The 24,157-nt window shown below is 48.1% G+C and carries 24 protein-coding genes; 15 read left to right on the forward strand and 9 right to left on the reverse strand.

What is annotated here, in order from left to right:
- Nucleotides 1–103: 103 nt before the first annotated feature.
- From dusB to purD, 4 genes are all read left to right on the forward strand, one after another.
- Nucleotides 104–1,069, forward strand: a complete 966-nt coding sequence (dusB, locus tag MAQ5080_RS02650) for a tRNA dihydrouridine synthase DusB (RefSeq protein ID WP_197464544.1) — start codon at nucleotides 104–106, stop codon at nucleotides 1,067–1,069.
- 100 nt (nucleotides 1,070–1,169) lie between these two features.
- On the forward strand, nucleotides 1,170–1,448 hold the full coding sequence (gene fis, locus MAQ5080_RS02655) for a DNA-binding transcriptional regulator Fis (protein ID WP_067034794.1): 279 nt from the start codon (nucleotides 1,170–1,172) through the stop codon (nucleotides 1,446–1,448).
- 81 nt (nucleotides 1,449–1,529) lie between these two features.
- The gene (gene purH / locus MAQ5080_RS02660; RefSeq protein ID WP_067205235.1) at nucleotides 1,530–3,098 is read left to right on the forward strand and encodes a bifunctional phosphoribosylaminoimidazolecarboxamide formyltransferase/IMP cyclohydrolase; all 1,569 of its coding nucleotides are present in this window, start codon (nucleotides 1,530–1,532) and stop codon (nucleotides 3,096–3,098) included.
- Nucleotides 3,099–3,118: 20 nt separating this feature from the next.
- A complete protein-coding gene (purD, locus tag MAQ5080_RS02665) occupies nucleotides 3,119–4,408 on the forward strand; it encodes a phosphoribosylamine--glycine ligase (protein WP_067205232.1) in 1,290 nt (429 codons plus the stop codon).
- Between the two features lie 71 nt (nucleotides 4,409–4,479).
- Here purD and MAQ5080_RS02670 read toward each other — a convergent pair whose 3' ends face one another.
- Complete coding sequence (locus MAQ5080_RS02670; RefSeq protein WP_067205230.1) at nucleotides 4,480–4,734, reverse strand: hypothetical protein; 255 nt, start codon at nucleotides 4,732–4,734, stop codon at nucleotides 4,480–4,482.
- A 45-nt stretch (nucleotides 4,735–4,779) separates the two neighbouring features.
- Here MAQ5080_RS02670 and MAQ5080_RS02675 point away from each other — a divergent pair, with 45 nt between their 5' ends.
- From MAQ5080_RS02675 to yfaE, 8 genes are all read left to right on the forward strand, one after another.
- The gene (locus MAQ5080_RS02675) at nucleotides 4,780–7,050 is read left to right on the forward strand and encodes a 7TMR-DISM family protein (protein ID WP_067205227.1); all 2,271 of its coding nucleotides are present in this window, start codon (nucleotides 4,780–4,782) and stop codon (nucleotides 7,048–7,050) included.
- A gap of 48 nt (nucleotides 7,051–7,098) precedes the next feature.
- Nucleotides 7,099–7,440 (forward strand): histidine triad nucleotide-binding protein, encoded by a 342-nt coding sequence (locus MAQ5080_RS02680; RefSeq protein WP_067205224.1) that lies wholly within the window; start codon nucleotides 7,099–7,101, stop codon nucleotides 7,438–7,440.
- Between the two features lie 15 nt (nucleotides 7,441–7,455).
- Nucleotides 7,456–8,091, forward strand: a complete 636-nt coding sequence (gene coq7, locus MAQ5080_RS02685; RefSeq protein WP_067205221.1) for a 2-polyprenyl-3-methyl-6-methoxy-1,4-benzoquinone monooxygenase — start codon at nucleotides 7,456–7,458, stop codon at nucleotides 8,089–8,091.
- Nucleotides 8,092–8,094: 3 nt separating this feature from the next.
- Nucleotides 8,095–8,739, forward strand: coding sequence for a pyridoxamine 5'-phosphate oxidase (gene pdxH / locus MAQ5080_RS02690; RefSeq protein WP_067205218.1), 645 nt, complete (start codon nucleotides 8,095–8,097; stop codon nucleotides 8,737–8,739).
- 84 nt (nucleotides 8,740–8,823) lie between these two features.
- Complete coding sequence (locus MAQ5080_RS02695) at nucleotides 8,824–9,531, forward strand: heparan-alpha-glucosaminide N-acetyltransferase (RefSeq protein ID WP_156496509.1); 708 nt, start codon at nucleotides 8,824–8,826, stop codon at nucleotides 9,529–9,531.
- A 298-nt stretch (nucleotides 9,532–9,829) separates the two neighbouring features.
- Nucleotides 9,830–12,097 (forward strand): class 1a ribonucleoside-diphosphate reductase subunit alpha, encoded by a 2,268-nt coding sequence (nrdA, locus tag MAQ5080_RS02700; RefSeq protein WP_067205212.1) that lies wholly within the window; start codon nucleotides 9,830–9,832, stop codon nucleotides 12,095–12,097.
- A 90-nt stretch (nucleotides 12,098–12,187) separates the two neighbouring features.
- A complete protein-coding gene (gene nrdB, locus MAQ5080_RS02705; RefSeq protein WP_067205209.1) occupies nucleotides 12,188–13,321 on the forward strand; it encodes a class Ia ribonucleoside-diphosphate reductase subunit beta in 1,134 nt (377 codons plus the stop codon).
- Entirely contained in the window at nucleotides 13,302–13,592 is a 291-nt protein-coding gene (gene yfaE, locus MAQ5080_RS02710) for a class I ribonucleotide reductase maintenance protein YfaE (RefSeq protein ID WP_082860988.1), read from the forward strand. The genes nrdB and yfaE overlap by 20 nt, the downstream gene beginning before the upstream one ends.
- A 4-nt stretch (nucleotides 13,593–13,596) precedes the next feature.
- Here the strand turns inward: yfaE and MAQ5080_RS02715 are convergent, their stop codons facing one another.
- Nucleotides 13,597–14,211: a CDP-alcohol phosphatidyltransferase family protein gene (locus MAQ5080_RS02715; RefSeq protein ID WP_067205207.1), complete on the reverse strand. Its 615-nt coding sequence runs from the start codon at nucleotides 14,209–14,211 to the stop codon at nucleotides 13,597–13,599.
- Nucleotides 14,212–14,320: 109 nt separating this feature from the next.
- Between MAQ5080_RS02715 and MAQ5080_RS02720 the strand changes: the two genes are divergently transcribed.
- Nucleotides 14,321–15,082, forward strand: a complete 762-nt coding sequence (locus MAQ5080_RS02720; RefSeq protein WP_067205204.1) for an alpha/beta fold hydrolase — start codon at nucleotides 14,321–14,323, stop codon at nucleotides 15,080–15,082.
- On the opposite strand, the gene MAQ5080_RS02725 is transcribed toward MAQ5080_RS02720, so the two are convergent.
- Genes MAQ5080_RS02725 through MAQ5080_RS02735 form a run of 3 tightly spaced genes read right to left on the reverse strand, consistent with a single transcriptional unit; the run spans nucleotide 15,056 to nucleotide 18,824 of the window.
- Nucleotides 15,056–15,916 carry a hypothetical protein gene (locus MAQ5080_RS02725; RefSeq protein WP_067332933.1) on the reverse strand — a complete coding sequence of 287 codons (861 nt, stop codon included), beginning with the start codon at nucleotides 15,914–15,916 and terminating at the stop codon, nucleotides 15,056–15,058. The genes MAQ5080_RS02720 and MAQ5080_RS02725 overlap by 27 nt on opposite strands.
- A 54-nt stretch (nucleotides 15,917–15,970) precedes the next feature.
- Nucleotides 15,971–17,953, reverse strand: a complete 1,983-nt coding sequence (locus tag MAQ5080_RS02730; protein WP_067205199.1) for a TonB-dependent receptor plug domain-containing protein — start codon at nucleotides 17,951–17,953, stop codon at nucleotides 15,971–15,973.
- Between the two features lie 7 nt (nucleotides 17,954–17,960).
- The gene (locus MAQ5080_RS02735; RefSeq protein WP_067205197.1) at nucleotides 17,961–18,824 is read right to left on the reverse strand and encodes a prephenate dehydratase; all 864 of its coding nucleotides are present in this window, start codon (nucleotides 18,822–18,824) and stop codon (nucleotides 17,961–17,963) included.
- A 111-nt stretch (nucleotides 18,825–18,935) separates the two neighbouring features.
- Between MAQ5080_RS02735 and yidD the strand changes: the two genes are divergently transcribed.
- The gene (yidD, locus tag MAQ5080_RS02740; RefSeq protein WP_067205194.1) at nucleotides 18,936–19,193 is read left to right on the forward strand and encodes a membrane protein insertion efficiency factor YidD; all 258 of its coding nucleotides are present in this window, start codon (nucleotides 18,936–18,938) and stop codon (nucleotides 19,191–19,193) included.
- Here the strand turns inward: yidD and MAQ5080_RS02745 are convergent.
- From MAQ5080_RS02745 to MAQ5080_RS02760, 4 genes are all read right to left on the reverse strand, one after another.
- Nucleotides 19,190–19,831 (reverse strand): LuxR C-terminal-related transcriptional regulator, encoded by a 642-nt coding sequence (locus tag MAQ5080_RS02745; protein WP_067205191.1) that lies wholly within the window; start codon nucleotides 19,829–19,831, stop codon nucleotides 19,190–19,192. The two genes, yidD and MAQ5080_RS02745, sit on opposite strands and share 4 nt — an antisense overlap.
- A gap of 27 nt (nucleotides 19,832–19,858) precedes the next feature.
- Nucleotides 19,859–21,817, reverse strand: coding sequence for an acetate--CoA ligase (gene acs, locus MAQ5080_RS02750; protein WP_067205189.1), 1,959 nt, complete (start codon nucleotides 21,815–21,817; stop codon nucleotides 19,859–19,861).
- Nucleotides 21,818–21,916: 99 nt separating this feature from the next.
- Nucleotides 21,917–22,660 (reverse strand): class I SAM-dependent methyltransferase, encoded by a 744-nt coding sequence (locus tag MAQ5080_RS02755; protein WP_067205186.1) that lies wholly within the window; start codon nucleotides 22,658–22,660, stop codon nucleotides 21,917–21,919.
- 36 nt (nucleotides 22,661–22,696) lie between these two features.
- A complete protein-coding gene (locus MAQ5080_RS02760; RefSeq protein ID WP_231870763.1) occupies nucleotides 22,697–23,311 on the reverse strand; it encodes an HAD family hydrolase in 615 nt (204 codons plus the stop codon).
- A gap of 220 nt (nucleotides 23,312–23,531) precedes the next feature.
- Here MAQ5080_RS02760 and MAQ5080_RS02765 point away from each other — a divergent pair, with 220 nt between their 5' ends.
- Complete coding sequence (locus MAQ5080_RS02765) at nucleotides 23,532–24,149, forward strand: DUF4402 domain-containing protein (RefSeq protein ID WP_067205182.1); 618 nt, start codon at nucleotides 23,532–23,534, stop codon at nucleotides 24,147–24,149.
- The last annotated feature ends 8 nt before the right edge of the window (nucleotides 24,150–24,157 follow it).

Here is a 24,157-nt window from a genome sequence, read left to right on the forward strand (position 1 = left end):
CTGAGTTGTCAAGACTTCAAAAAACCGAATCCCCTAGGTATTATTCACGCCCGCTCGACGGTGTAGCAGATCTTTAACAACAGATTCGGTATTTAGACACATCATGGCCTTCAGTATTGGCAATTACAGCATCGAAAAGCCCGTTATTCTTGCTCCGATGGCAGGGGTAACCGACTTACCTTTTCGACGTCTTTGTCATCAGCATGGTGCCGGTTTAGTGGTGTCAGAAATGGTCACATCTGATGTGCGCCTTTGGGACACTAATAAAAGCCGCATGCGCCTGATTCATGATGCAGAAGTGGCACCTCGATCCGTACAAATTGCAGGCTCTGATCCAACCATGATGGCCCAAGCGGCGCGTCAGAATGTCGAGCTTGGCGCCCAAATTATTGATATCAATATGGGCTGCCCCGCCAAAAAAGTACTCAACAAAGCAGCTGGTTCTGCCTTGTTGCAAGATGAGCCTCTGGTTCAAAAAATACTCGAATCCGTCGTTAGTAGTGTTGATGTTCCGGTCACACTCAAGATCCGTACGGGTTGGTCACCGGACCAGCGTAACGGCTTGAGCATAGCGAAAATAGCCGAACAATCTGGCATTCAAGCCCTGGCAGTGCATGGCCGCACTCGTGCTTGTAAATTCAAAGGTGAAGTGGAGTTCGACACCATTGCAGCAATTAAGCAGGCGATCTCCATTCCTGTGTTTGCCAATGGCGATATCCAAAGCGCAGAACAAGCCAAGCAAGTATTAGATTACACGCAAGCCGATGCTGTGATGATTGGTCGCGCCGCTCAAGGACGCCCATGGATATTTCGGGAAATCAATCACTACTTAGAGCACAACGAACTGTTAGCGCCGCCTTCAACGGATGAAGTCCAAGCCATCGTCATCAATCACGTTACGGCGTTACATGATTTTTACGGTAGCTTCATGGGGACACGTATTGCGCGCAAGCACGTTGGCTGGTATCTGCAAACATTGGCAGACACAACGCCATTTCGAAGCCAGTTTAATCGCATCGAAGATGCACAAGAACAGCTCGATCTGTTGAATGAATTCTTTGCTTCTTAGCACAATAAGAAGCATCTCTGGTACCTGAATAGCGTACGAGGTTACCCACCTCGGCGACGTCTATTCAAAAATGGTTAGCTTTAAAATAGAAGGTTATTCTGTGGTAGATCAAACACATACTCAAACGTTTCAAACAGCTTCAGCTGAGCAATCGCAAACACTGCGTGACAATGTTGAAAAAGCATTGCAGAACTACTTTGCTCACTTAGATGGCCAACCTGTAACTGATTTGTACCAACTAGTGTTAGCAGAGGTAGAAGCACCTTTGCTAGAGTCAGTCATGAACTACACTAAAGACAATCAAACCAAAGCGTCAGCGATTCTAGGCTTGAATCGTGGTACGCTACGCAAAAAGCTGAAGCAGTACGGTATGCTGTAATAAAAAGGGCGCTCACGCCCTTTTTTCGTTTTACCCGTTCCCCAAACTTTATAAAACGTTAATCACATTGCGAGAAGCATAATGGCAAACACAACTCCAATTAAACGCGCTCTTATCAGCGTTTCTGACAAAACTGGCATTGTAGAATTTGCACGCGAATTGGCGAGCCAAGGCGTAGAAATCCTGTCGACTGGCGGTACTTATAAACTGTTGCTAGAAAACAACGTTGCTGCAGTAGAAGTATCTGACTACACAGGCTTCCCTGAAATGATGGACGGTCGCGTTAAGACCCTTCACCCAAAAGTACACGGTGGTATCTTGGGTCGTCGTGACATCGACGGTGCCATCATGCAAGAGCATGGCATCCAAGAAATCGACATGGTCGTGGTTAACCTTTACCCATTCGAAGCAACAATTGCTCGCCCTGACTGTGACCTACCAATGGCCATTGAAAACATCGACATCGGTGGTCCAACCATGGTTCGTTCAGCAGCGAAAAACCACAAAGACGTGGCAATCGTAGTAGACCCAACCAGCTATGCAGGCATTCTAGCGTCTTTGCAAGAAAACGGTGGCCTAACCTACGACCAGCGTTTCGACCTAGCTGTTAAAGCGTTCGAACACACGTCTAACTACGACGGCAACATCGCTAACTTCCTAGGTAAGAAAGTGGAAGGCGGTAGCGAAGACTTCCCACGCACGTTCAACTTGCAATTCAACAAGCAAGAAGAAATGCGCTACGGTGAAAACCCACACCAAAAAGCGGCGTTCTACGTTGAAGCCAACCCACAAGAAGCGTCTATCAGCACGGCGAAACAGCTGCAAGGCAAAGCACTTTCTTACAACAACATCGCTGATACTGATGCAGCACTTGAGTGTGTTAAGAGCTTCCAAGAGCCTGCTTGTGTGATCGTTAAGCACGCCAACCCATGTGGTGTAGCAACCGCAGCGAACCAACTTGAAGCCTATGACCTAGCGTTCAAAACGGACCCAACGTCAGCATTCGGTGGCATCATCGCGTTCAACCAAGAGCTAACGGCTGAAACCGCACAAGCCATCGTTGATCGTCAATTCGTTGAAGTGATCATCGCGCCTAAAGTCAGCGCCGCAGCACTTGAAGTGGTTGCCGCGAAACAAAACGTTCGTCTTCTTGAGTGTGGCGAATGGTCCGCTGACAAGCCTGCAGCACTAGACTACAAACGCGTTAACGGCGGCCTATTGGTTCAAGACCGTGATGACGGTGCGATCGAACTCGGCGATCTGAAAGTTGTGTCTAAGCGTCAGCCTTCTGAAGCAGAACTAAAAGACCTGCTATTCGCTTGGAAAGTAGCGAAATTCGTGAAATCTAATGCCATTGTTTACACTAAGAACGGCCAAACAATCGGTGTCGGCGCAGGCCAAATGAGCCGCGTATACTCTGCGAAGATCGCCGGTATCAAAGCCGCTGACGAGGACCTACAAGTAGAAGGTTCTGTTATGGCGTCTGACGCATTCTTCCCATTCCGTGATGGTATCGATGCCGCGGCAGCAGCAGGCATTACTGCGGTTATCCAACCAGGTGGCTCTATGCGTGATGACGAAGTCATCGCTGCAGCAGACGAAGCGGGTATGGCCATGGTATTCACTGGCATGCGCCACTTCCGTCACTAAGATAGGCATAGGAAACAAGCATGAAAGTTCTTGTAATTGGTAACGGCGGGCGCGAACACGCGCTTGCCTGGAAAGCCTCACAATCTGCTGACGTTGAAACCGTTTACGTTGCACCAGGTAACGCTGGTACAGCGCTTGAGCCAAAATTGGAAAACGTCAACATCGGTGTAGAAGACATCGATGCGCTGCTAGCGTTTGCTAAAGACAACAACATTGGCCTAACCATTGTTGGCCCTGAAGCACCGCTTGTGATCGGTGTTGTGGATGCGTTTGAAGCCGCAGGCTTAGCGATCTTTGGTCCAAGCAAAGCAGCCGCTCAGCTAGAAGGTTCAAAGTCTTTCTCTAAAGACTTCCTAGCGCGCCACAAAATCCCAACAGCGGGTTACGGCAACTTCACTGAGATCCCGGCAGCGGTTGAGTACATCAAACAGCAAGGTGCACCGATCGTCGTGAAAGCTGACGGTCTAGCTGCAGGTAAAGGCGTAATCATCGCTGAGACAGAAGCCGAAGCAATTGCCGCGGTGGAAGACATGCTGGCTGGTAACGCATTTGGCGAAGCGGGCTCTCGTGTTGTTATCGAAGAGTTCCTAGTTGGCGAAGAAGCGAGCTTTATCGTGATGGTTGACGGTGAATCCGTTCTGCCGATGGCCTCAAGCCAAGACCATAAAGCACGCGATAACGGCGACACTGGCCCGAACACAGGCGGCATGGGTGCTTACTCCCCTGCACCAGTGGTAACGCCTGAGATCCATGATCGCATCATGAACGAAGTGATTATGCCAACGGTGAAAGGCATGAACGCGGAAGGCAACCGTTACCGCGGTTTCCTATACGCTGGTGTCATGGTAGCGAGAGATGGTACACCTAAAGTGCTTGAGTTTAACTGCCGTTTTGGTGACCCAGAAACACAGCCAATTATGATGCGTTTGCGCTCAGACCTAGTGTCTATGTGCCTGGCTGCAGTAAACGGTGAGCTAGACTCTATTGAGGCCGATTGGGACCCACGTGCCAGCCTAGGCGTTGTCCTAGCAGCAGGCGGTTACCCAGCGTCTTACAATAAAGGCGATGTGATCTCTGGTCATGATGCAGCGCTGCCTGAACACCAAAAAGTGTTCCACGCTGGCACAGCATCAAAAGACGGCGATGTTGTCACCAATGGTGGTCGCGTACTTTGCGCCGTATCACTAGGTGATACCGTTGCAGAAGCGCAAGCAGGTGCCTACGAAGTAGTTAAACAAATCTCTTGGGATAACGTTTACTTCCGCACCGATATCGGCCACCGTGCCGTAGCGCGTGAGCAAGCAAAATAATCTAACGCTCCCAGGTGAGTTTTAGAGTAAAAAGGCCACATTATGTGGCCTTTTTTATGCCTTATTAACAACTACTTTTTACCTAAACCCGCCTGTTTTTCATCCAGCCAAGCTTTAAACTTCTTGCCCACTTCCAATACGATCAAGCCAAAAATAACACCGCCCATCCACTCAAAGTCCAGCAAAAAGCCAATTGCTCCCAACATGGCGTAGCCGTACATAAAATTACTACGCGTCTGCCCTTGGTGCACACGGGTAAACCAAGTCACCACTAATAGCGCAATACACCACCAGACATAATATTCCACCAAGATTGGATATAGCATTTGACACCCTAACTAGTTAATAATGTAGGCCTCAGGGAGGCCGTTTTGATAAAACACAGCATACAAACGCTTATTTTACTCGCTATCATGCTACTGACCAACATCGCTTACTCCGCACCGATGATGGCTTTACTGGATGAGGAAAATCACAGCGTCAACATTGGTAACGTCGGCAGCTATTTCATTGATGAAACCAGCCGCCTCACCTTAAGAGATATTGACTCAGAGGTGCTACGTAAGCGTTTTGTTCCTCTCAAACACGAGTTTCCACAATTTGGTCTCGTTGAAGGCAACATTTGGATTCGAGTCGAGGTAGCACAACGCTTGCCAACAGGAGAGTCCGCCGCCCTACATATCAAGGCCCCACGCGCTCAAGTGGTGGATGTGTACACGCCCAATTTGTTAAATAACCAAATCTTTGCCGAAATGGGCGATGCGCGCCCATACCGTAATCGCTTGATTGCTTATCCAGACTATATTGTTCCGTTACCCAGCTCCGCCCCGCCGCTGTATACGGTATACATTAAAGTCAGTTCGCGCCTACCGATCAATTTGATTATGGAAGTGAAAACACTTTCACAGTTAACCAATGACATCCAAAAAGACACTTACTTAACAGGCTTTTTGATGGGCGTACTCTTGCTGCTTTTCGCCAGCAATGTGTTCTTTTTCATCCGCACCCGACACCCCATGTACTTATTGTATAGCACACTGTTGGTTGGCATTGCCTGCCTGCACTTTGCCTTACATGGTTTCGTCTATCAGATATTCCCAAACCTGATGGGCTTACAGGAACGGGTTTACAACTTTTCTGCGCTGGCTTGCGCGGCGATGATTACTTATTTTACGCGCTACTATATCGACACCAAAGAAACCTTACCGCAGGTCGATAAGCTGCTGCTTTTACTGATCCTTGGCAATGGTTTCTTAGCCGTCATCTACGCACTGGCCCCAGAAGAACTTAACATCGCCTTTTTAAGCATCAGTGCCGTCAGCACATTGGTATTGTTGCTGTTTGTCGCCCTCTACAGCGTCTACAAACGAATCCCTTATGCTTTTTATTATTTGACCGCTCGCTTGGTATTAACCCTAGGTCACAGCATCTGGATTCTTTCGACCTATGGCGTACTATCCCTGCCTTTCTGGTACGAATGGGGGCTGACCACCTCGATCATTTTGGAAGCCCTAGTGCACTTTGGGGGCATTATCTCACGCCATACCCCCACCCACCTCAATACAGCAAAAGGTGAAGATGTTCCTCGCTACGAGCTGCTCAGTGAAGTGGCATCACGCATTAAACGCCAGACATCCATCATTGATCATCAATACAATTTAAACGAACCCAATGCTGATGAGCTTAAGCAGGCCTATAAAAACCTAACCAATATAGCCGAGCGCCTGACGATTATTCAAAGCCTACAGGAGCAAAACAATCACGATCGCAGCAACGTGCCCACTAACCTGCAACTCTTGATTGATCAAGCAACCATTGATTTCTTCACGCTCGATCAAAGCGATGCCGAGATCGACATGCAATACGACAATACGTTTGGCTGGGAGCTGCTTGCCAATAGCCATATTGTGAAGCACCTTTATCAAGTGATTATGGAAGAGCTGCACCATCACACCGACCAAACGCTGAATGTGGAAAGCGATGTCATCATCAATGAGCGCGATGGGCAGCGATTATTGCAGATCCGCGCTTATCCGATACCAAGCTCAGTGACCTTAGAGAAAGAACAGTATTTTGGCCCACGCTACCTAAGGGATCTAGTCGAAGCCCTACAGGGTGAGATCAGCATTTCTGGGGAAGGCCGAGCGCGTGCTTTAAGTTGCAGCATTCCGGTTAACATCCGACAAGTTGAAGTCAGCGAACTGGCCAAACAAACACAGCAAGAAAATATTATTTTGGTGATCATTGGTCATCAAGACTCTGACCTGATCGAGCGCACCAGTAACTTCTTACACACCCGCTTGTTTGCCCTAACACACATTGATTCAGTCACCGACCTACACAGCCTGCTCAATCAGCGCAACGGCAAAAGTCGCTTCGTCATTTTACTGTTTGAAGATCAGAAAAACTTCGGCGCCTCTGATTTGGCCGGTTTCGTCAGTGAGTTACATGAAACCGATTCATGCCTACTTATTTCAAACAATGTTAATATGTCACAAGAATATGCCAGTGCACTTGGCTTCAACGGCTTTGTATACAGTTCCCAAATTGAAACAAGGCTGTTAGCGGATATTGAACAGCTACAACGGGAAGCATCCAACTCGATGTTGCCCAGAATCAAGAGATACTCTCAATCCACTTGAGATTTGAGAGCGTAATTAAAATAATGAACGCCGCAATAGGAGACTTTAATGGACTGTTTATTTTGTAAACTTGTCAACGGTGACATTCCAGCCAAAATACTTTACCAAGACGATGATGTGATCGCCTTTGAAGACATCGCGCCACAGGCTCCTAGCCATTTTTTAGTCATTCCTAAGCGCCACATTAGTACACTGAATGACTTAACGGCCGACGACGCTGCCCTAGTCGGGAAACTGCCCATCACAGCGGCGAAAATCGCAAAACAGCTAGGCATCGCTGAAGACGGTTACCGTGTCGTGATGAACTGCAATGAGCAAGGCGGTCAAACGGTTTACCACATTCACATGCATGTGCTTGGCGGCCGTGCCATGACTTGGCCTCCAGGTTAACAGAAGGTATTTCTTATGCTTCTAACAAAACTCGATAAAGCCGTGCTGCAATTTGACCGAGCGCTGCAAACCTTGGTGCCGAATGCCGCCAAATCCGCGCGTCCGTCACCAGCATTACATCACTCTGAAGCACCTCTTGCTGCCTCAGAGCGTAAGCATTCAATTGGTCTGATGCGCATCAACCATACCGGTGAAGTATGTGCCCAAGCCCTCTACGCAGGTCAAGCCACCACGGCGAAACTAGAGACGGTTAGAGCAGATATGGAACACGCCGCCGACGAAGAGATCGATCACCTAGTTTGGTGTGAAGAGCGCCTACACGAGCTTGGTAGTCGTCCGAGTGTTCTCAACCCACTCTTTTATGGTGCGTCATTTTGCATCGGTGCAGGCGCAGGCATCATCAGCGACAAACTGAGTCTCGGTTTCGTCGCCGCCACGGAAGACCAAGTATGTTTGCATCTTGATAAACACATGGCCGCTTTGCCGGAACAAGATCAGCGTTCGCGTGCAGTGCTGGAGCAGATGCATATCGATGAAGCCAAGCATAAGCAAATGGCGCTGGACTCTGGTGGCTATGAATTTCCTCAGCCAGTCATGCGTGTCATGACCTTGGTCTCTAAAGTAATGACTCATTCAACTTATCGGATCTAACTTATGAATCGTGATCTACAATCACTTCGCCGTGACTATCAATTTGACGACTTAACCGAAGAAAAAGCTGGCTCAGATCCGTTGGCATTGTTTGATGCTTGGCTAAGCCAAGCCATAGAAACATGTCCAGACGACCCGACAGGTATGTTACTGAGCACGGTGGACGCACAGAATAAACCACACTGCCGTACTGTGCTCTTGAAACAACGTGATGCGCACTCGTTCTCTTTCTTCACCAATTATGACAGCGACAAAGGCCAAGACATCGCACACAATCCTAACGTGTCTTTGACCTTTTTCTGGGCCCCTCTTTCGCGCCAAGTACGCATCGAAGGCGTGGCAGAGAAAGTGGCGCGTGAAGTGTCTGAAGCCTACTTTGCAACACGACCAAAAGGCAGCCAGATTGCCGCCAGTATTTCACGCCAAAGTCAGGTCGTTGCCTCACGTGACGTGCTCTCTAATGAGTTTGCCGCCCTTGAGCAGGAGTACCTAGACAGTGATATTCCTTGCCCAGATAACTGGGGTGGCTATGCTGTCAAAGCTACTTCGATTGAATTCTGGCAGGGCCGCCCAAGCCGCTTACACGACCGTATCGTGTTCACTCTGAATGTCGACGGCACATGGCAAGCGGTACGTAAAGCACCTTAAGCCTTGTTTAGCCCCTGTTAACGCCATAGCAACGATCGCCTGATCATCGCTATGGCGTTTTATGCTGCAAAGAGCATCTCGCCAATGTCGCACCAGCGCTCTCGATCACGCTTTCAATGTCTAGATGGCTACCGTGGATTGGCGGTAGTATTGATGATTGTGTTTCACCTCTGCTGGAACTTGAGAGATTTTGGCTTTATTGAATTTGATGACCGAAGTGCGTTTTGGGTCAATTTTCGCGCCCTGATTGTATTTCTGTTTGTCAGCGCAGTGGGCTGGTCTAGCTATGTGGCGCACAAGCTCGGCCACAGTTTTCACAGCTTCGCCAAGAATCAAGCCAAACTGGCGTTCGCCGCCGCTCTGATCTCACTAGGCACTTACCTTGCTCTGCCAGAGCAATGGGTCTTCTTTGGTATTTTGCACTTTATTTTTGCCGCTGGTTGGATCGTACGCCCTCTATCGGGGCACCCTCTTATCAGCGCAGTCATAGGCTTGAGCTTAATCACGCTCAACCAGCTTCTCAACATCGACTCCGGCACTTCGCATCGCTGGTTTATCCACACCTTTTCCGCTCCCAGCGCCACCTTAGACTACATCAACCCATTACCTTGGCTAGGCGTCGCGCTAATTGGCCCGATATTTGGATACCTGAGCCTACACACCCTCCCGTTACCAGCAGCGATCACTACTAGCGTGCTGACTTTCTTAGGCCGCCATGCACTATTGGCCTATTTGTCGCACCAATTGATTCTATTTCCGCTGGTCATGGGGGCGTACTTTTTATGGCGCTAGACAACAAATGATCAGTGAGTGATCAGCAGACAATCAGCCAAAAACAGTAAACAAAATTTCTTATTTTAATGTTGCAATTATACATTCAAGAACTTTTGGGCATGCTCACGTAAGTGATCACTTCAGCGATTGATAAGGCGCAAAATTTTGATTTTTTCAAGCCTTGATTTTCATCGATATGAGCACTATTGTTCGTGCCATCAAATACAAATTACACTACATCTAGTATCAAGCAGTACCTAGAAATACTATATACAGTATATCCACAGGTTTTACTGCAGAAATGGGAATCCAAGGCATGAGCACTCTGACAGTTACCAAGCGGAACGGCAAAACCGAGAACATTAACCTGGATAAAATCCATAAGGTAATCACTTGGGCAGCTGAAGGTTTAGACAATGTTTCCGTTTCTCAAGTTGAGCTAAAGGCTCAAATTCAGTTTTTCGAAGGCATTCGTACCACCGACATCCATGAGACACTGATTAAGTCTGCGGCAGACTTAATCTCTGAAGACACGCCAGACTACCAATACCTAGCGGCGCGTCTAGCGATCTTCCACCTGCGCAAAAAAGCGTTCGGTGAGTTCGAGCCACCACACCTACACCATCATGTGCGTAACCTAGTTGAGCAAGGTCGTTACGACAAAGAAATCCTTGAGAACTACAGCGCTGAAGAACTGGACACAATCAACGGTTTTATCGATCACTCGCGTGATATGAACTTCTCCTACGCAGCGGTAAAACAGCTGGAAGGTAAATACCTCGTTCAGAACCGTGTCACTGGCCAAATTTACGAAAGCCCTCAGTTCATCTACATCTTGGTGGCCGCGTGTCTGTTTGCAAACTATGAGAAAGCAGCACGTCTTGACCTGATCAAGCGTTTCTACGATGCCGTGTCGCAGTTCAAACTGTCTTTGCCAACACCAATCATGTCGGGCATCCGTACCCCAACACGTCAATTCAGTAGCTGTGTATTGATCGAATGTGGTGACTCTCTAGACTCGATCAACGCGACCTCAAGCGCCGTCGTAAAATACGTAAGCCAACGTGCAGGTATCGGCATCAACGCCGGTGCCATCCGCGCCCTAGGTAGCCCAATCCGTGGTGGTGAAGCGTTCCACACTGGTTGTATCCCATTCTACAAGCACTTCCAAACAGCGGTTAAGAGCTGTTCACAAGGCGGTGTTCGTGGCGGTGCGGCAACTGTGTTCTACCCGATTTGGCACTTAGAAGTTGAGAACCTACTGGTTCTTAAAAACAACCGTGGTGTGGAAGAGAACCGCGTACGTCACCTAGACTACGGCGTACAGTTCAACCGTTTGATGTACCAACGTCTGATCAAAGGCGGCAACATCACGCTGTTCAGCCCATCGGACGTACCAGGTCTATACGATGCTTTCTTTGCTGACCAAGAAGAGTTCGATCGCCTGTACACCCAGTACGAAGCGGACGAAAGCATCCGTAAGCGCTCTATCAAGGCGTCGGAACTGTTTACGCTATTTGCCTCTGAGCGAGCCAGCACCGGTCGTATTTACCTACAGAACGTTGACCACTGTAATACCCACAGCCCGTTCGATCCAAAAGTGGCACCAGTTAAGCAAAGTAACCTATGTCTAGAGATCGCACTGCCAACTAAGCCACTAGAGCGTATTGATGATCCAGAAGGCGAAATTGCTCTGTGTACTCTATCTGCCTTCAACCTAGGCGCACTTGAGAACTTAGACGAGCTAGAAGAGCTGTCTGAGCTAATCATCCGTGCCTTAGACAGCCTATTGGATTACCAGAACTACCCAATCCTAGCGGCACAAAAGGCGACTGAGCTGCGCCGTACTTTGGGTGTGGGCGTGATTAACTACGCTTACTACTTAGCGAAGAACGGCGTGCGTTACTCTGATGGCAGCGCCAACGAACTGACACACCAGACGTTTGAAGCGATTCAGTACTACTTACTGAAAGCATCTAACAAGCTAGCGAAAGAATTTGGCCCTTGTAAGGCATTTAACGAAACCACTTATGCTCAAGGTATCCTACCAATCGATACTTACAAAAAAGAGCTAGACAATATCGTTTCGGCCGAGCTGCAATACGACTGGGAAGCCTTGCGTGAAGAGATCAAGCAACACGGTCTACGCAACTCAACGCTGACAGCATTGATGCCATCTGAGACGTCTTCTCAGATCAGTAACGCGACCAATGGTATTGAGCCACCACGCGGTTTTGTATCGGTCAAAGCAAGTAAAGACGGTATCCTAAAGCAAGTAGTGCCAGACTTTGAACGCTTGAAAAACAACTACGAATTATTGTGGACCATCCCGTCAAATGATGGCTACCTTCAACTTGTGGGCATTATGCAGAAATTCGTTGACCAAGCGATCTCGGCTAACACAAACTACGACCCAACCAAGTTTGAAGCAGGCAAAGTGCCAATGAAAGTCATCTTGAAAGACTTGTTAACGGCCTACAAATTGGGTGTCAAAACGCTGTACTACCACAACACTCGTGACGGTGCAGAAGACAAGCAAGACGACATGGCTGATGATTGTGCCGGCGGCGCTTGTAAGATCTAATTAGCCAAGCCCTACGTATCAATGACGTAGGGCTTTCTGCCTTACTTCTCTAATTACTATTTTCGTGATCATTAAGGATCCTTTTCGGCAATGAGTTACTCTACTTTTAACCGCAAGAAATTTGATAGCCTGCAAGAACCGATGTTTTTCGGGGAAAACGTGAACGTAGCGCGCTACGACCAGCAAAAACACCCTATTTTTGAAAAGCTAATCGAGAAGCAACTGTCGTTCTTTTGGCGCCCCGAAGAAGTAGATCTGTCTAATGACCGCAAAGACTTCCTAAAGCTAGAAGAGCATGAGCAACACATCTTCTTAAGCAACCTGAAGTACCAAACACTGTTAGACAGTGTTCAAGGCCGCTCTCCAAACGTAGCCTTACTACCGATTGTGTCATTGCCTGAATTGGAAACGTGGATTGAGACTTGGTCGTTCTCTGAGACCATTCACAGCCGCTCTTACACGCACATCATCCGCAACATTGTTAACGATCCAACGAAAGTGTTTGACGACATCGTGGTCAACGATGAAATCGCTAAGCGTGCCATCAGCGTATCGAAATACTACGACGACCTAATTGAGCTAGTGAACCTATACAACACGCTAGGCCTTGGCGTTCATCATGTGCCTGAGCGTGGCGACGTCGTTGTCACCATGAAGACCCTAAAGAAAGCGCTGTACCTAACCATCGCATCGGTCAACGTACTGGAAGCGATCCGCTTCTATGTCAGCTTTGCCTGTAGCTTTGCCTTTGCCGAGCGTACCCTGATGGAAGGCAACGCTAAGATCATCAAGCTGATCGCCCGTGACGAAGCACTGCACCTAAACGGTACTCAACACATGTTGAATCTGATGATGTCAGGCCGTGACGACCCAGAAATGGCAGAGATTGCGCAAGAGTGCCAACAGGACGTGATCAACATCTTCGTCGAAGCGGCACAACAAGAACGTGATTGGGCGCAATACCTGTTCAAAGACGGTTCTATGATCGGTTTGAACGCACAAATCCTTGGCCAGTACGTGGAGTACATCACCAACGTTCGTATGCAAGCGATTGGTCTTGAGCCGCAATTTGCCACCAAGAACAACCCAATCCCATGGATCAATGCTTGGCTAGTCAGTGACAACGTGCAGGTCGCACCACAAGAAGCAGAAATCAGCTCTTACTTGGTCGGCCAAATTGATAACGATTTAGACGGAGCCGATTTTGACGACTTTGATCTCTAACACTGAGCATCAAGATCGAGACGTTCACCGAGTTCTGTTAGGCAAGAAGCAGATTCTCGTCACTGAAGACGAGCCTCTGCTGCCACAACTCGAACGAGCGGGCATACAAGTGGAGTACCAATGCCGTGAAGGCTACTGCTCCTCTTGCATGATCAAACTTCTATGGGGCAAAGTCAGCTACCCGATCGAGCCCCTAGCGTGGGTCAACAGCGGTTATATGCTGACCTGCTGCGCCATCGTCAAAAGCGATATTGAAATCGCCATGCTGTAATGGCTTAGCCTGCGCTAAGCATTTTATAGGCTGCGTAAATTCGTGTGACGGTGGTGACCCAGCACAACCCGCCAAACAGCATAGCCAACAGCACAAACTGGCCTGGGAACAAGCACATTAAGACAAAGCAAGCGATGGTTTCCGTACCCTCCGTAATGCCCCCTAAGAAATACAACGACTTCTTACCATAATCGAGCTGCTCGATATTACGCTTGGCCGCCATGATGGCAAACGCTAAAAAGCTACTCCCTGTCCCCATAAAGGACCAGATCAGAAATGCCGCAGCCAACGCATTCTGCTCAGGCGCCGCGGCAGCAAAGCCAACCACCACCGCCGAATAGAAAATAAAATCCAGCACAATATCGAGATAGCCTCCGGCGTCACTACTGCTCTGCGTGGTCCGAGCAATGCTGCCATCAAGGCCATCACAAAGGCGGTTAAGAGCAATCGCAAACAGCCCTAACAGATACCAGTCCGTGGCAATCAACAATGCCCCACACAGCCCTATCGCAAAGCCTACCAAGGTCACTTGATTGGCATGGATACCGCGCTTAATCAAAGGTTTCGCTAGGCACTCTAAGGGGGCCTTGATGACGGGAATGAAAAACTTATCAAACACTTCAATTTCCTATTGGCTGGTTACCGTTACTACCTTTAGTTATACGCTCCCTAGGCGTTGTTTGTTACTATACCCGACAGATTTATTGGCTCGATATAGGAAAGATTTCATGATCCATGCAAAGCAGTACGGTGACAGCCTACCTCCCCTTGTTGTGATACACGGCCTGTTTGGCAATGCCGACAACTGGCATTCCATTGCACAGAAGTGGGCCGAACACTTTACCGTGTATTGCTTAGACCTACCGAATCATGGCCGCTCATCGACGCTAGATCCCGTTACTTTCCCCGCTATGGCAGACGCCATTAACCGCTGGCTCGAAGAACATCAGCTCGACCATATCTTCTTACTCGGTCACTCCATCGGTGGCAAAGTGGCCATGCAGCTAACCAGCGATCATCCAGAGAAAATTGCCAAATTAATTGTGGCCGACATCGCTCCAGTGACTTACCAACCAAGTCATACCGAGATTTTCAAAGGCTTGCAGGAAATCAACTGTCAGAAACCAGCCAGCCGTAAGGCCGCTGATGAGTTGTTAGCCCAGTTTGAAAGCAACTCGGGGGTTCGCCAATTCCTGCTAAAGAATTTAACACGGACCGAGCAAGGGCATGTGATTGATTTAGGTCTTGAACAATTGCTGGCAGGCTATGAGACGATCCTGCGCCAGCCTGAGCTGAAAGAGGGAATTCAGACACCGACTCTATTTATCAAAGGTGAACACTCAGATTACATTCTACCTAAATACCAGGAAGCGTCTCTTAAACACTTCCCGCATGCCAGCGTAAAAATGATTCCTGAAACAGGCCATTGGCTACACGCTGAAAAGCCTACCACTTTCGCCAGCTTAGTTAAGCGCTTCCTCACAGCCTGATTCTGGACACAGGCCAAATTCGCTAAACAAATAGCGATCCGTTGGCAACACTAGACCATACAAACGGATCAGATAGGGGTTAAAGGCGATACGCAGAGGATTAGGATAGCTTGGCGGCATTAAGGTGCCGCTGGCTTCATACACCTTGATATAAGAGCTCACCAAAGAAAGTTTGTCCTGCGAGGTACTGTATAAAGCAAACAAGGCCCCGGCTCTGACCAACTGCAGTGAGTGCGCAGCCAAGGCTTTTTTCTTATGGAACATCAAGCGAATCGCGTCCTTGGAGAACTGCGTGTCGAATAAGGCGGAGTCGTACAAGGACATCACTAAATTGGAGTTTTCCAGCACTTCGGTGAGCGCCTTAAGCTTCTCTGCTCGCTCCTCTGCCACCACCGGATAAGAATACACTTCCACTTCGTACAACTTGGTCATGCGCAGACTGCGATCACTTAGGGACAGAGCATCACTGTGAACCACCGCGATCGGGGCATGGTCTTCCCAAAATGACTGCAACACATTTAATCGCTGGTCCAACGGCGCCCCAGACAATACCGCAGTACTGGATTTCGAGCACTGTGATTGGGCTAGAGCAAATTCTTCTTCACCTAAGAATAAAGCGATAATAGCTACCTGTGCCGTGCTGGCACAGATCTGGGCGTAGCTATGCAGACCCACTGTGATCACCAGATCGCCATCCGCTAATTGAGTGCTAGGATTATTCAGCACCGGCACTTGATACGAGGTCGACGCCGAGAGTGACATAGACAATACCCTGGAAACCGTTTCCCGCCCATCATGGAACACATAAGTGCCTGCCGAAAGCAGCGCACTCATGAGTAATCCAACGATAAGTAAAAAAATCCGTTTCATAATGTATGCAGTGTCTAATTAAAAAGATACGTTAGCAAACATAAAGTAGCTCGTTTTCTTTTCCGTCACATTATTGACTCGTATATAAGGCTCATTATCCAAACGAGCATTAGCACCTATACCAGCCGTCAAGGTCGTGGGGCCAGCCACCACACGATAGGTCAGCCATAAACCCAACGCTTCGTAATCATAAGTAGCTACTTCCTTACCATAAATATAGCGAGTATTTATAGAAAAACTATCGTTTAAAGGCGTGCTGACAAACAAGGTAGTTACAAAAGGAGCCACGCTCTCTAGGATGTCATCGTTCTCTGATTGCGTATCTTGATAGGCAATGGTTGCACGCACCAAGATGTCTTTCGCAGAGCGCCAATCCAATTCCGCTTCCACCCCCTCAATGGTCGCACTCAGCCCTGTTTCAGGGGTCAACAGACCACCCTCTTCAAGCGCATCCACATATTTTTTATTGGAACCGACCAAATCGCTCAACTCTTCACGGTATGCCGAGACATCAAAAGACAACCCGAGTGTCGGAATATTTTGATAATACCCCACTTCATAAGAGGTAATCTTTTCCGCGGGTACACCGGTTGCGATGGCAGGAATGGATCGCTCTCCATTAAACACATACGACCAGCTGGCCTTTTGATCGTACAAATCTGGCACGCGATAGGCCTGCGAAACGTTAGCTCGAAGCGAGGACTGCTCGGTCAGCTTGTAGGTCGCCCCCAGCTGTGGCGAGCTGTAGTCACCAGTCATCTTGCTGTGCTCATACATAACACCTGCGTTGATGATCAAAGGGTCCCATACTCGGTAACTTAGGTTACTCGAAGCACGCACCAATTCTTCTTTGTACTTGCCAGCAAAGTAGGTTTTTGAATGCACCTTATCCTGGCGATAAGAAACGGTGTTTACCAAACGATAGTCCGTGCTAGGCGTCCAAATACTTTGTAACTCAATATCATGACGCTGTTCATCTAGATCCGACACCAAATGGCCTTCGTAGATCTCAGCGTCCGGCAGACTCTGCGCAAACAGCTCATTCAATACTTGGCCATAAACGTCGACGTCATGATCTTCAATACGCTCAGAATTGTCATAGTAGTATTGCGCTTTTAGAGTATGCCTTGGCGACTGTTCAAGCTCCCACCCCACTTTTATGTGTTCACGATCTCGCTCTAGCTTAGGGCGCGTACCGCCATAACTGACCCCAGGTACTTCGTAAAACTCCACATCCGCATCGAGATTTGTTGCACCAATATCAATATCGACTTTTTGGTCCTGATCTTCGTAAACCAAAAACATATTACCAGAGGTTTGAATATGGCCATCGTTGCGTGGTTCGCCATCGCCTTTGAATTCGTAGCCATCCACCGTGCCACGGGACGCCGACGCACGATAACTCCAATTTTCAGACAGGCCGCTGTATTGCCCATACACTCGACGATTACCTTGGTCATCGGAGGTCACATAGACATCACTGCCTAAGGTATCCATTGGGCTGCGCGTAATAATGTTAATCACCGCTAAGAACGAGTTACTGCCATAGCTTGAGGCATTCGGGCCACGGTTCACTTCGACCCGTTCAACGTCTTCGATATTCAGTGCCAAACTTGGCCAATCCACTCGGGCATACACTGAACTGTATACTGAGCGGCCATTCACCAGCACTTGTATACGACGAAAACGGTCCAGCTCAGTGCCGTGATAAGCGACGACTTTACGGTATGAATTCCAATAGGGCCCAACAAAAAAACCTGGCACGTAAAACAGTAAGTCCTCGACATACTGCACATTTGAGCGTCGAATAAACTCACCCGATAACACCGACAGCGTCGAAGAAACTTCTACGCGCGGCTGTGCCACACGGGCAGGAGTCACCACGGCGGGAATGTCGCCATAGACGAGATTATCAAGACTCGCCAAAGAATCACGATAAGTGTCTGCTGCGGCCAAGCCAACATATGAGCTGACCAGTGCAGTCGTTACGAATCGAATCATACAATCCTCAATTTCTGAAAGTATCCGCATAATATGTCCCTAATATGCGCACTTCCTCGGAAAAGAAACGGAGCTCCTCTAGCGCTGCCTGCATTGCTGGAGATTGAAAATGGGCTTCTACATCAACGTAGAATTGGGTCGCTGCAAATTGGCCATCAAGCATATAGCTTTCCAACTTCAGCATATTAATACCTTGGGTCGCAAAGCCACCCATGGCTTTATAAAGTGCGGCTGGAATATTGCGCACTTTAAACAAAAAAGAGGTGATGTAGCGCTGATCCGGCTCAAACATTGGCATCTTTTGCTGCTGCGCAAACACCAAGAAACGTGTGGTATTACCCTCCACATCATTAAAATGGGACTGCAATATAGAAAGTCCATAGAGATCTGCTGCAAGCGATGAAGAAAGGACGGCCAAGCCAGGCTGTTTCGACTCTGCCAGATGCTTGGCGGCGCCCGCAGTGTCGTACATAGCAACAGGCGTTGCCGCTAGCTGTTTGATGTTACGATCGCACTGTGCCAGCGCCTGCGGGTGACTGCCCACCGTTTTGACATCCGCCAAGGTCATGTCAGGCGTACCAATCAAACAATGATTGACGGGTTCAAAATGCTCTTTCACCACATAGAGCTGTGTGCCTTTCAGCTCGCGATAAATTTCTTCCACTCGACCTGCAGTCGAGTTTTCAACGGGAATCATGGCATAATGGGCTTCGCCGTTTTCTACTTTCGCCAAGGCTTGGCTAAAGCTCGCGCAATTCACCATCTGCCAATCAGGAAAACAATGCTTACACGCAAGATGTGAGTAAGCCCCAGGCTCACCTTGGTACGCAACAATATGATCGGCATTGATTGAAACGCCAGATTGGGCCATGATTTACACCGTCTTTCTAACTTCGAAGATGCAAAACATTACCAATTTTTCGTGCCTTTCAACACTAAAATTGGCAACTAAAGCAAATATTTACCCAATCAGTTAACTTTTATGAAGCAAATATTTATCAAGTTCATTCGTTTTTACCAGTATTTGCTAAGCCCACTGCTGGGCAATAACTGTCGCTACTACCCAACCTGCTCGGCATATATGATTGAGGCAATTGAGCGATTTGGCGTGTTCAAAGGGGTTTGGCTAGGCTTGAAACGTCTGGGGCGCTGTCACCCTTTCCATGAAGGAGGGATTGATCCAGTCCCTGAGAAGAAATGCGACTCAGATTGCCATAAGCCGCATCATAAAGACTCTTAGTTAAGCTGTAGGTTTAAATCACTGACCACCAACACCGCTTGGGTGCGATTATTAATGTTCAGCTTGCGGAAAATGGCGGTAATATGCGCTTTCACCGTGGCTTCAGAGATATTCAGCTCATAAGCAATTTGCTTGTTTAATAAACCTTCGTGCAGATAGCACAATACCTTGTATTGCTGGGGCGTCAACTCCGCCACACGCCGCTGCATATCTAAGTCTGGTGTTGGCTGTTGCGCCAATTGCTCAGACATTCCTGGCGGTAACCAAGTATCGCCATCGAGAATGGCTGAAATGGCTTCCAAATACAGCGCAGGCTCACTGGTTTTGGGGATAAATCCCAATGCTCCGGCCTCGATGACATTGGCTACCACAGCCACGTCATCGCTGCCCGAAATCACCGCAATCGGAATATCAGGGAAATCGGAACGAATACGTATTAATCCATATAAATCACCGCTTCCTGGCATATTTAGATCCAGAAGCAACAAATCCACATCAGGATTCGCTTTTAAGCTTCCTAATGTGGATTCTAGGTCATGTGATTCTTGGATCTCTACTTCACCGAGTTGATCGCGTAGCGCTCCCGTGAGAGCGCTGCGAAATAAAGGATGATCATCAGCGATAAGAAGTGAAATCACTAGGTTTCCTTAGCATGAACGTATGGTTTACTTATTTAACCTGTTATCGATCAAATCATCAACCACACTTGGATCTGCTAAGGTACTTGTATCACCTAATGCATCATGTTCATTAGCCGCAATCTTGCGCAGAATGCGTCGCATGATCTTGCCTGAACGAGTTTTTGGTAAACCAGTTGTCGCCCAGTGAACGAGGTCTGGGGTTGCAATTGGGCCCACTTCTTGACGCACCATCATTTTCACTGACTTAGTCAGCTCTTCATCCGGCTCAACGCCCGCAACCGGAATGATGTAAACGTAAATGCCCTGACCTTTTAGATCATGTGGGTAACCCACTACTGCCGCTTCTGCAACCGATGGGTGTGCGACCAAGGCACTCTCAATTTCAGCGGTACCTAGACGGTGACCGGATACGTTTAACACGTCGTCCATACGACCAGTGATCCAGTATGCGCCATCGGCATCGCGACGTGCACCGTCACCGGTAAAGTACTTGCCTTCAAAGGTGCTGAAGTAAGTTTGTTCAAAGCGTTCATGGTCGCCGTATACGGTACGCGACTGGCCTGGCCAAGAATCTAGAATCACTAGACCGCCTTCCACTTCAACGCCCGTCTCAGTAATCATGTTGCCTTCGGCATCCACTAAAGCTGGCTGAACACCAAACAATGGGGCAGTACAGGATCCTGGTTTTGGATTGGTTTCTGTCACACGTGGCGTCATCATCAGACCGCCCGTCTCTGTCTGCCACCAAGTATCAACAATTGGACACTGACCGTTACCAATGTTCTTGTGATACCAAACCCAAGCTTCAGGGTTGATCGGCTCACCGACACTGCCTAGCACACGCAGAGAATCACGTTTACTGGAAGCGATTGGTTCATCACCCTTCGCCATCAAGGCACGAATCGCCGTTGGCGCTGTGTACAACTGAGTGACCTGGAATTTATCCACCACACGACCAATACGGCCAGAGTCAGGGTACGTTGGTACGCCTTCAAACAGCACGCTGGTCACACCATTCGCTAATGGACCATACACCATATAGCTGTGGCCGGTGATCCAACCCACGTCCGCAGCACACCAGTAAACATCGTCTGGTTTTATATCGAAGACCAATTCATGGGTGAGTGAAGCGTAGACTAGGTAACCACCGGTGGTGTGTACCACACCTTTTGGCTTACCAGTGGAACCGGACGTGTAGAGGATGAAAAGTGGATCTTCTGCGTTCATCGGCTCAGGCGCAGCTTCTGTACTTTCGACTGCTGCCAGCTCAGCCCAATCTAAATCACGGCCATCTACCCACTTCACATCAGCGTTGGTGTAGCGGTATACCACGACCTTTTCCACCGATGGACAAGCGTTATTCTCAAGCGCTTTATCGACGTTATTTTTCAGAGGCACTAGGTTGCCAGCACGCTTACCTTGGTCGGCCGTCAACACCAATTTCACGGAACAGTCATTAAGACGGTCAGCAATCGCTGACGCAGAGAAGCCGCCAAAGATAACACTGTGGATCGCACCGACACGGGCACAAGCCAGCATAGCGTAGGCTGCTTGTGGAATCATTGGCATGTAAATAGCAACGCGATCGCCTTTTTGTACGCCTTGTTTGCGCAGTACGTTGGCGAGACGGCCCACTTCATCATGCAGCTCTTGGTAGGTCACGATACTGTCATGGCCTTCCACATCACCTTCGACATAGAACGCCACTTTATCGGCTTTCTCCGGTAGGTGACGATCAATACAGTTGTATGCCGCGTTTAGCTCACCGTCTTCATACCATTTAATGCTGACATTGCCACGCTCAAAGCTAGTGTTCTTTACTTTGGTGTAAGGTTTTGACCAAGCCAAACGTAGACCTTCTTTGCCCCAAAATGCATCTGGGTCAGTGATCGACTCTTGGTAACGTTGTTCAAATTCGGCTTGGCTAACATTGGCATTGGAGTAGGTGTAATCCATCTGCTCCGTGTATTCTGAATGTGACATGACTCGCTCCGTTGTTATTTTTTATAAGGATGCTGAAACTTACTATATCGCCTGCTTAGAGACAGGCTATCCCACTTTAGTCTAACTCTCTGATAACACTCAGTTATCAAATGTGCCGGCGTATAAGAAAAATGGTAAACGCGCAGGGACCTTCTCTAGAGGATCTTTCCAGACATACTCAATTTCCTTTTCTGCTTCTTGAATCATGAAGTCGCCATGCTGCTCCATCATAATTTGTGAAGCCGACCAAGAGCGCATAAAGGCAAACGCTTGTGACATGGTCCAATGACACTCCAATTCGAATGTTGGCGTTTCAATGGCCCTGAATGGAAACTCAACAGCGCTGTACTGACCACGCAGCAATGCCGTTTTTTCTGGCCAAAATGGCTGCAAGATCGGCAGCATATGCTCTTTAATCGCTTGGTCTAAAACGTTATCGAACTGAACCCAGTTATAACCCCAAATAAACAACTTCCCTTCAGGCTTTAATACACGACGCACTTCCGCCCAAAAGTTGTCTAGGTCAAACCAATGTAAGGCGTGAGCCACACACACAGCATCAAAGTAATCATCTGGAAAGTTGGTATGCTCTGAAGGCTGTACCGAATAATTGACCTTGCGATGTGGCGTTGCTTTGGCTATTTGCGCCTCGGAAATATCCGTGGCTTCGACGTGATCAAAGTACGCTGCCAAATCAATCGAGGCTTGTCCTGTACCACAGGCACAATCCCAAACTCGCTCGGTTTGTTTGACTTGGTGACTCAGCCAGTAATACAGCTCTGGTGGGTACGTTGGCCTAACACGAGAATAATTGGCCGCCGAGGAGGGATCGAAAGTACGCATATCTCTTCCAAATTGATTTGTACAAAAGATTAGTATCTACCTAATTACCCCATATGTATAAAGGATTTCGCGCGCACATGCGATACCTTTGACCTGCTCCGCCTGTATCCCTTTTGTAAGCGCCCCTTCGACATTGATTAGGTTATCGTCCAAAAACAGGATTTTATTGGGTTCAACAGCTAACTCCTTGACCACATAGTCAAATACTGCCAAATCGGGTTTCACCAAACCCATTTGATGGGAAGCAAAGTAACTGTGGAAAAGACCAGACAAGCCCATTTCATCCATTAACCGTGCCCAATGGGCATCATTGGTATTAGACAGCACGGCACGGTGATAATGAGACGGAATGCTTTGCACGAGCTCGATTGCGCCATCAAACAAGCCTTTTGGCCAATTGATAAAGTTATCCGTAAACGATTGCTGATCTACATTGCTATCCGTTTCGGCTAATAAACGCTCAACAAAGACTGGCAACGGAATTTGGCCGCTGTCGAAGGCCTTGACCGATGGTGACTCTAACCACATTTCCCATAATTGAGCCTCACTGCCAACTTCGACTTGGAACACCTTAGCGAAGTCTGCTTGTGAACCTAAGTCGACCAGCACATTGCCTAGATCGAATAACACCACCTCAATCATTTTAATCATTCACTCTAAATAATTGATAAAAATCAAACTTACCATTTAATACAAAAAACCTGTACGGCTATTGAAAGTTCTTCTTATAACATTAACACTGATGTTAACTTTACCGTTTCATGTTTCCGGCAAGCTTGCTAAGGACACTTTAGGAAAAGTTAATTACCTAAAGCTCACGAAATACGTGCCGCTAAAAGATTTGTGTAATTACATTTTAAAAGGAATGCACATGAACAAACTTCTTAAACTTTCAAGCTTGGCTGCCTTGGTAGCCCTATCTGGTAACTACGCCTTGGCTGAAACGGCTACAGGTAATGCTTCGGTTACCGTATCCAATGCTTTTACTTTGGAAGAAACCACTCCCTTAAGTTTTGGTACCATTCGAGCTCAAGTGGGTAGTATACCGAGCTCAGACGAAGCAGCTTATAGCGAGCTTAGTTTGCCAGCAGATGGCTCTAACGCAACCGTCACTAACACAGCAAGTACTGGCGATGGCACAGCATCCAGCATTAACATTATTGATCCTGGTACGCCAGGGACATTTAGTGTATCTGGGGCTGCACCGAATCAAGTTTTAGTGATTACACCGCCAGGAGCTTTTGATCTAACCACCACTACTGGCGGCGCAGTATTTGAAGTTTCCATTGCGGAAGCAGATATTCGAATTACATCAGGGGCCAATGCAAACCGCACTTACTCAAGTGGCACTAACGACTTAATTACAGATGACTCTGGTAGTGTGACATTTGATGTAGGTGGCACATTATCTACTGACACAGATGGTAATGCTACTAACTACCGTGATGTCACCTACAGTGGCACCTATACAATGACCGTAGAGTACTAACATCAAGA

The organism is Marinomonas aquimarina (assembly GCF_900089755.1).
GTDB classification, from domain to species: Bacteria; Pseudomonadota; Gammaproteobacteria; order Pseudomonadales; family Marinomonadaceae; genus Marinomonas; species Marinomonas aquimarina.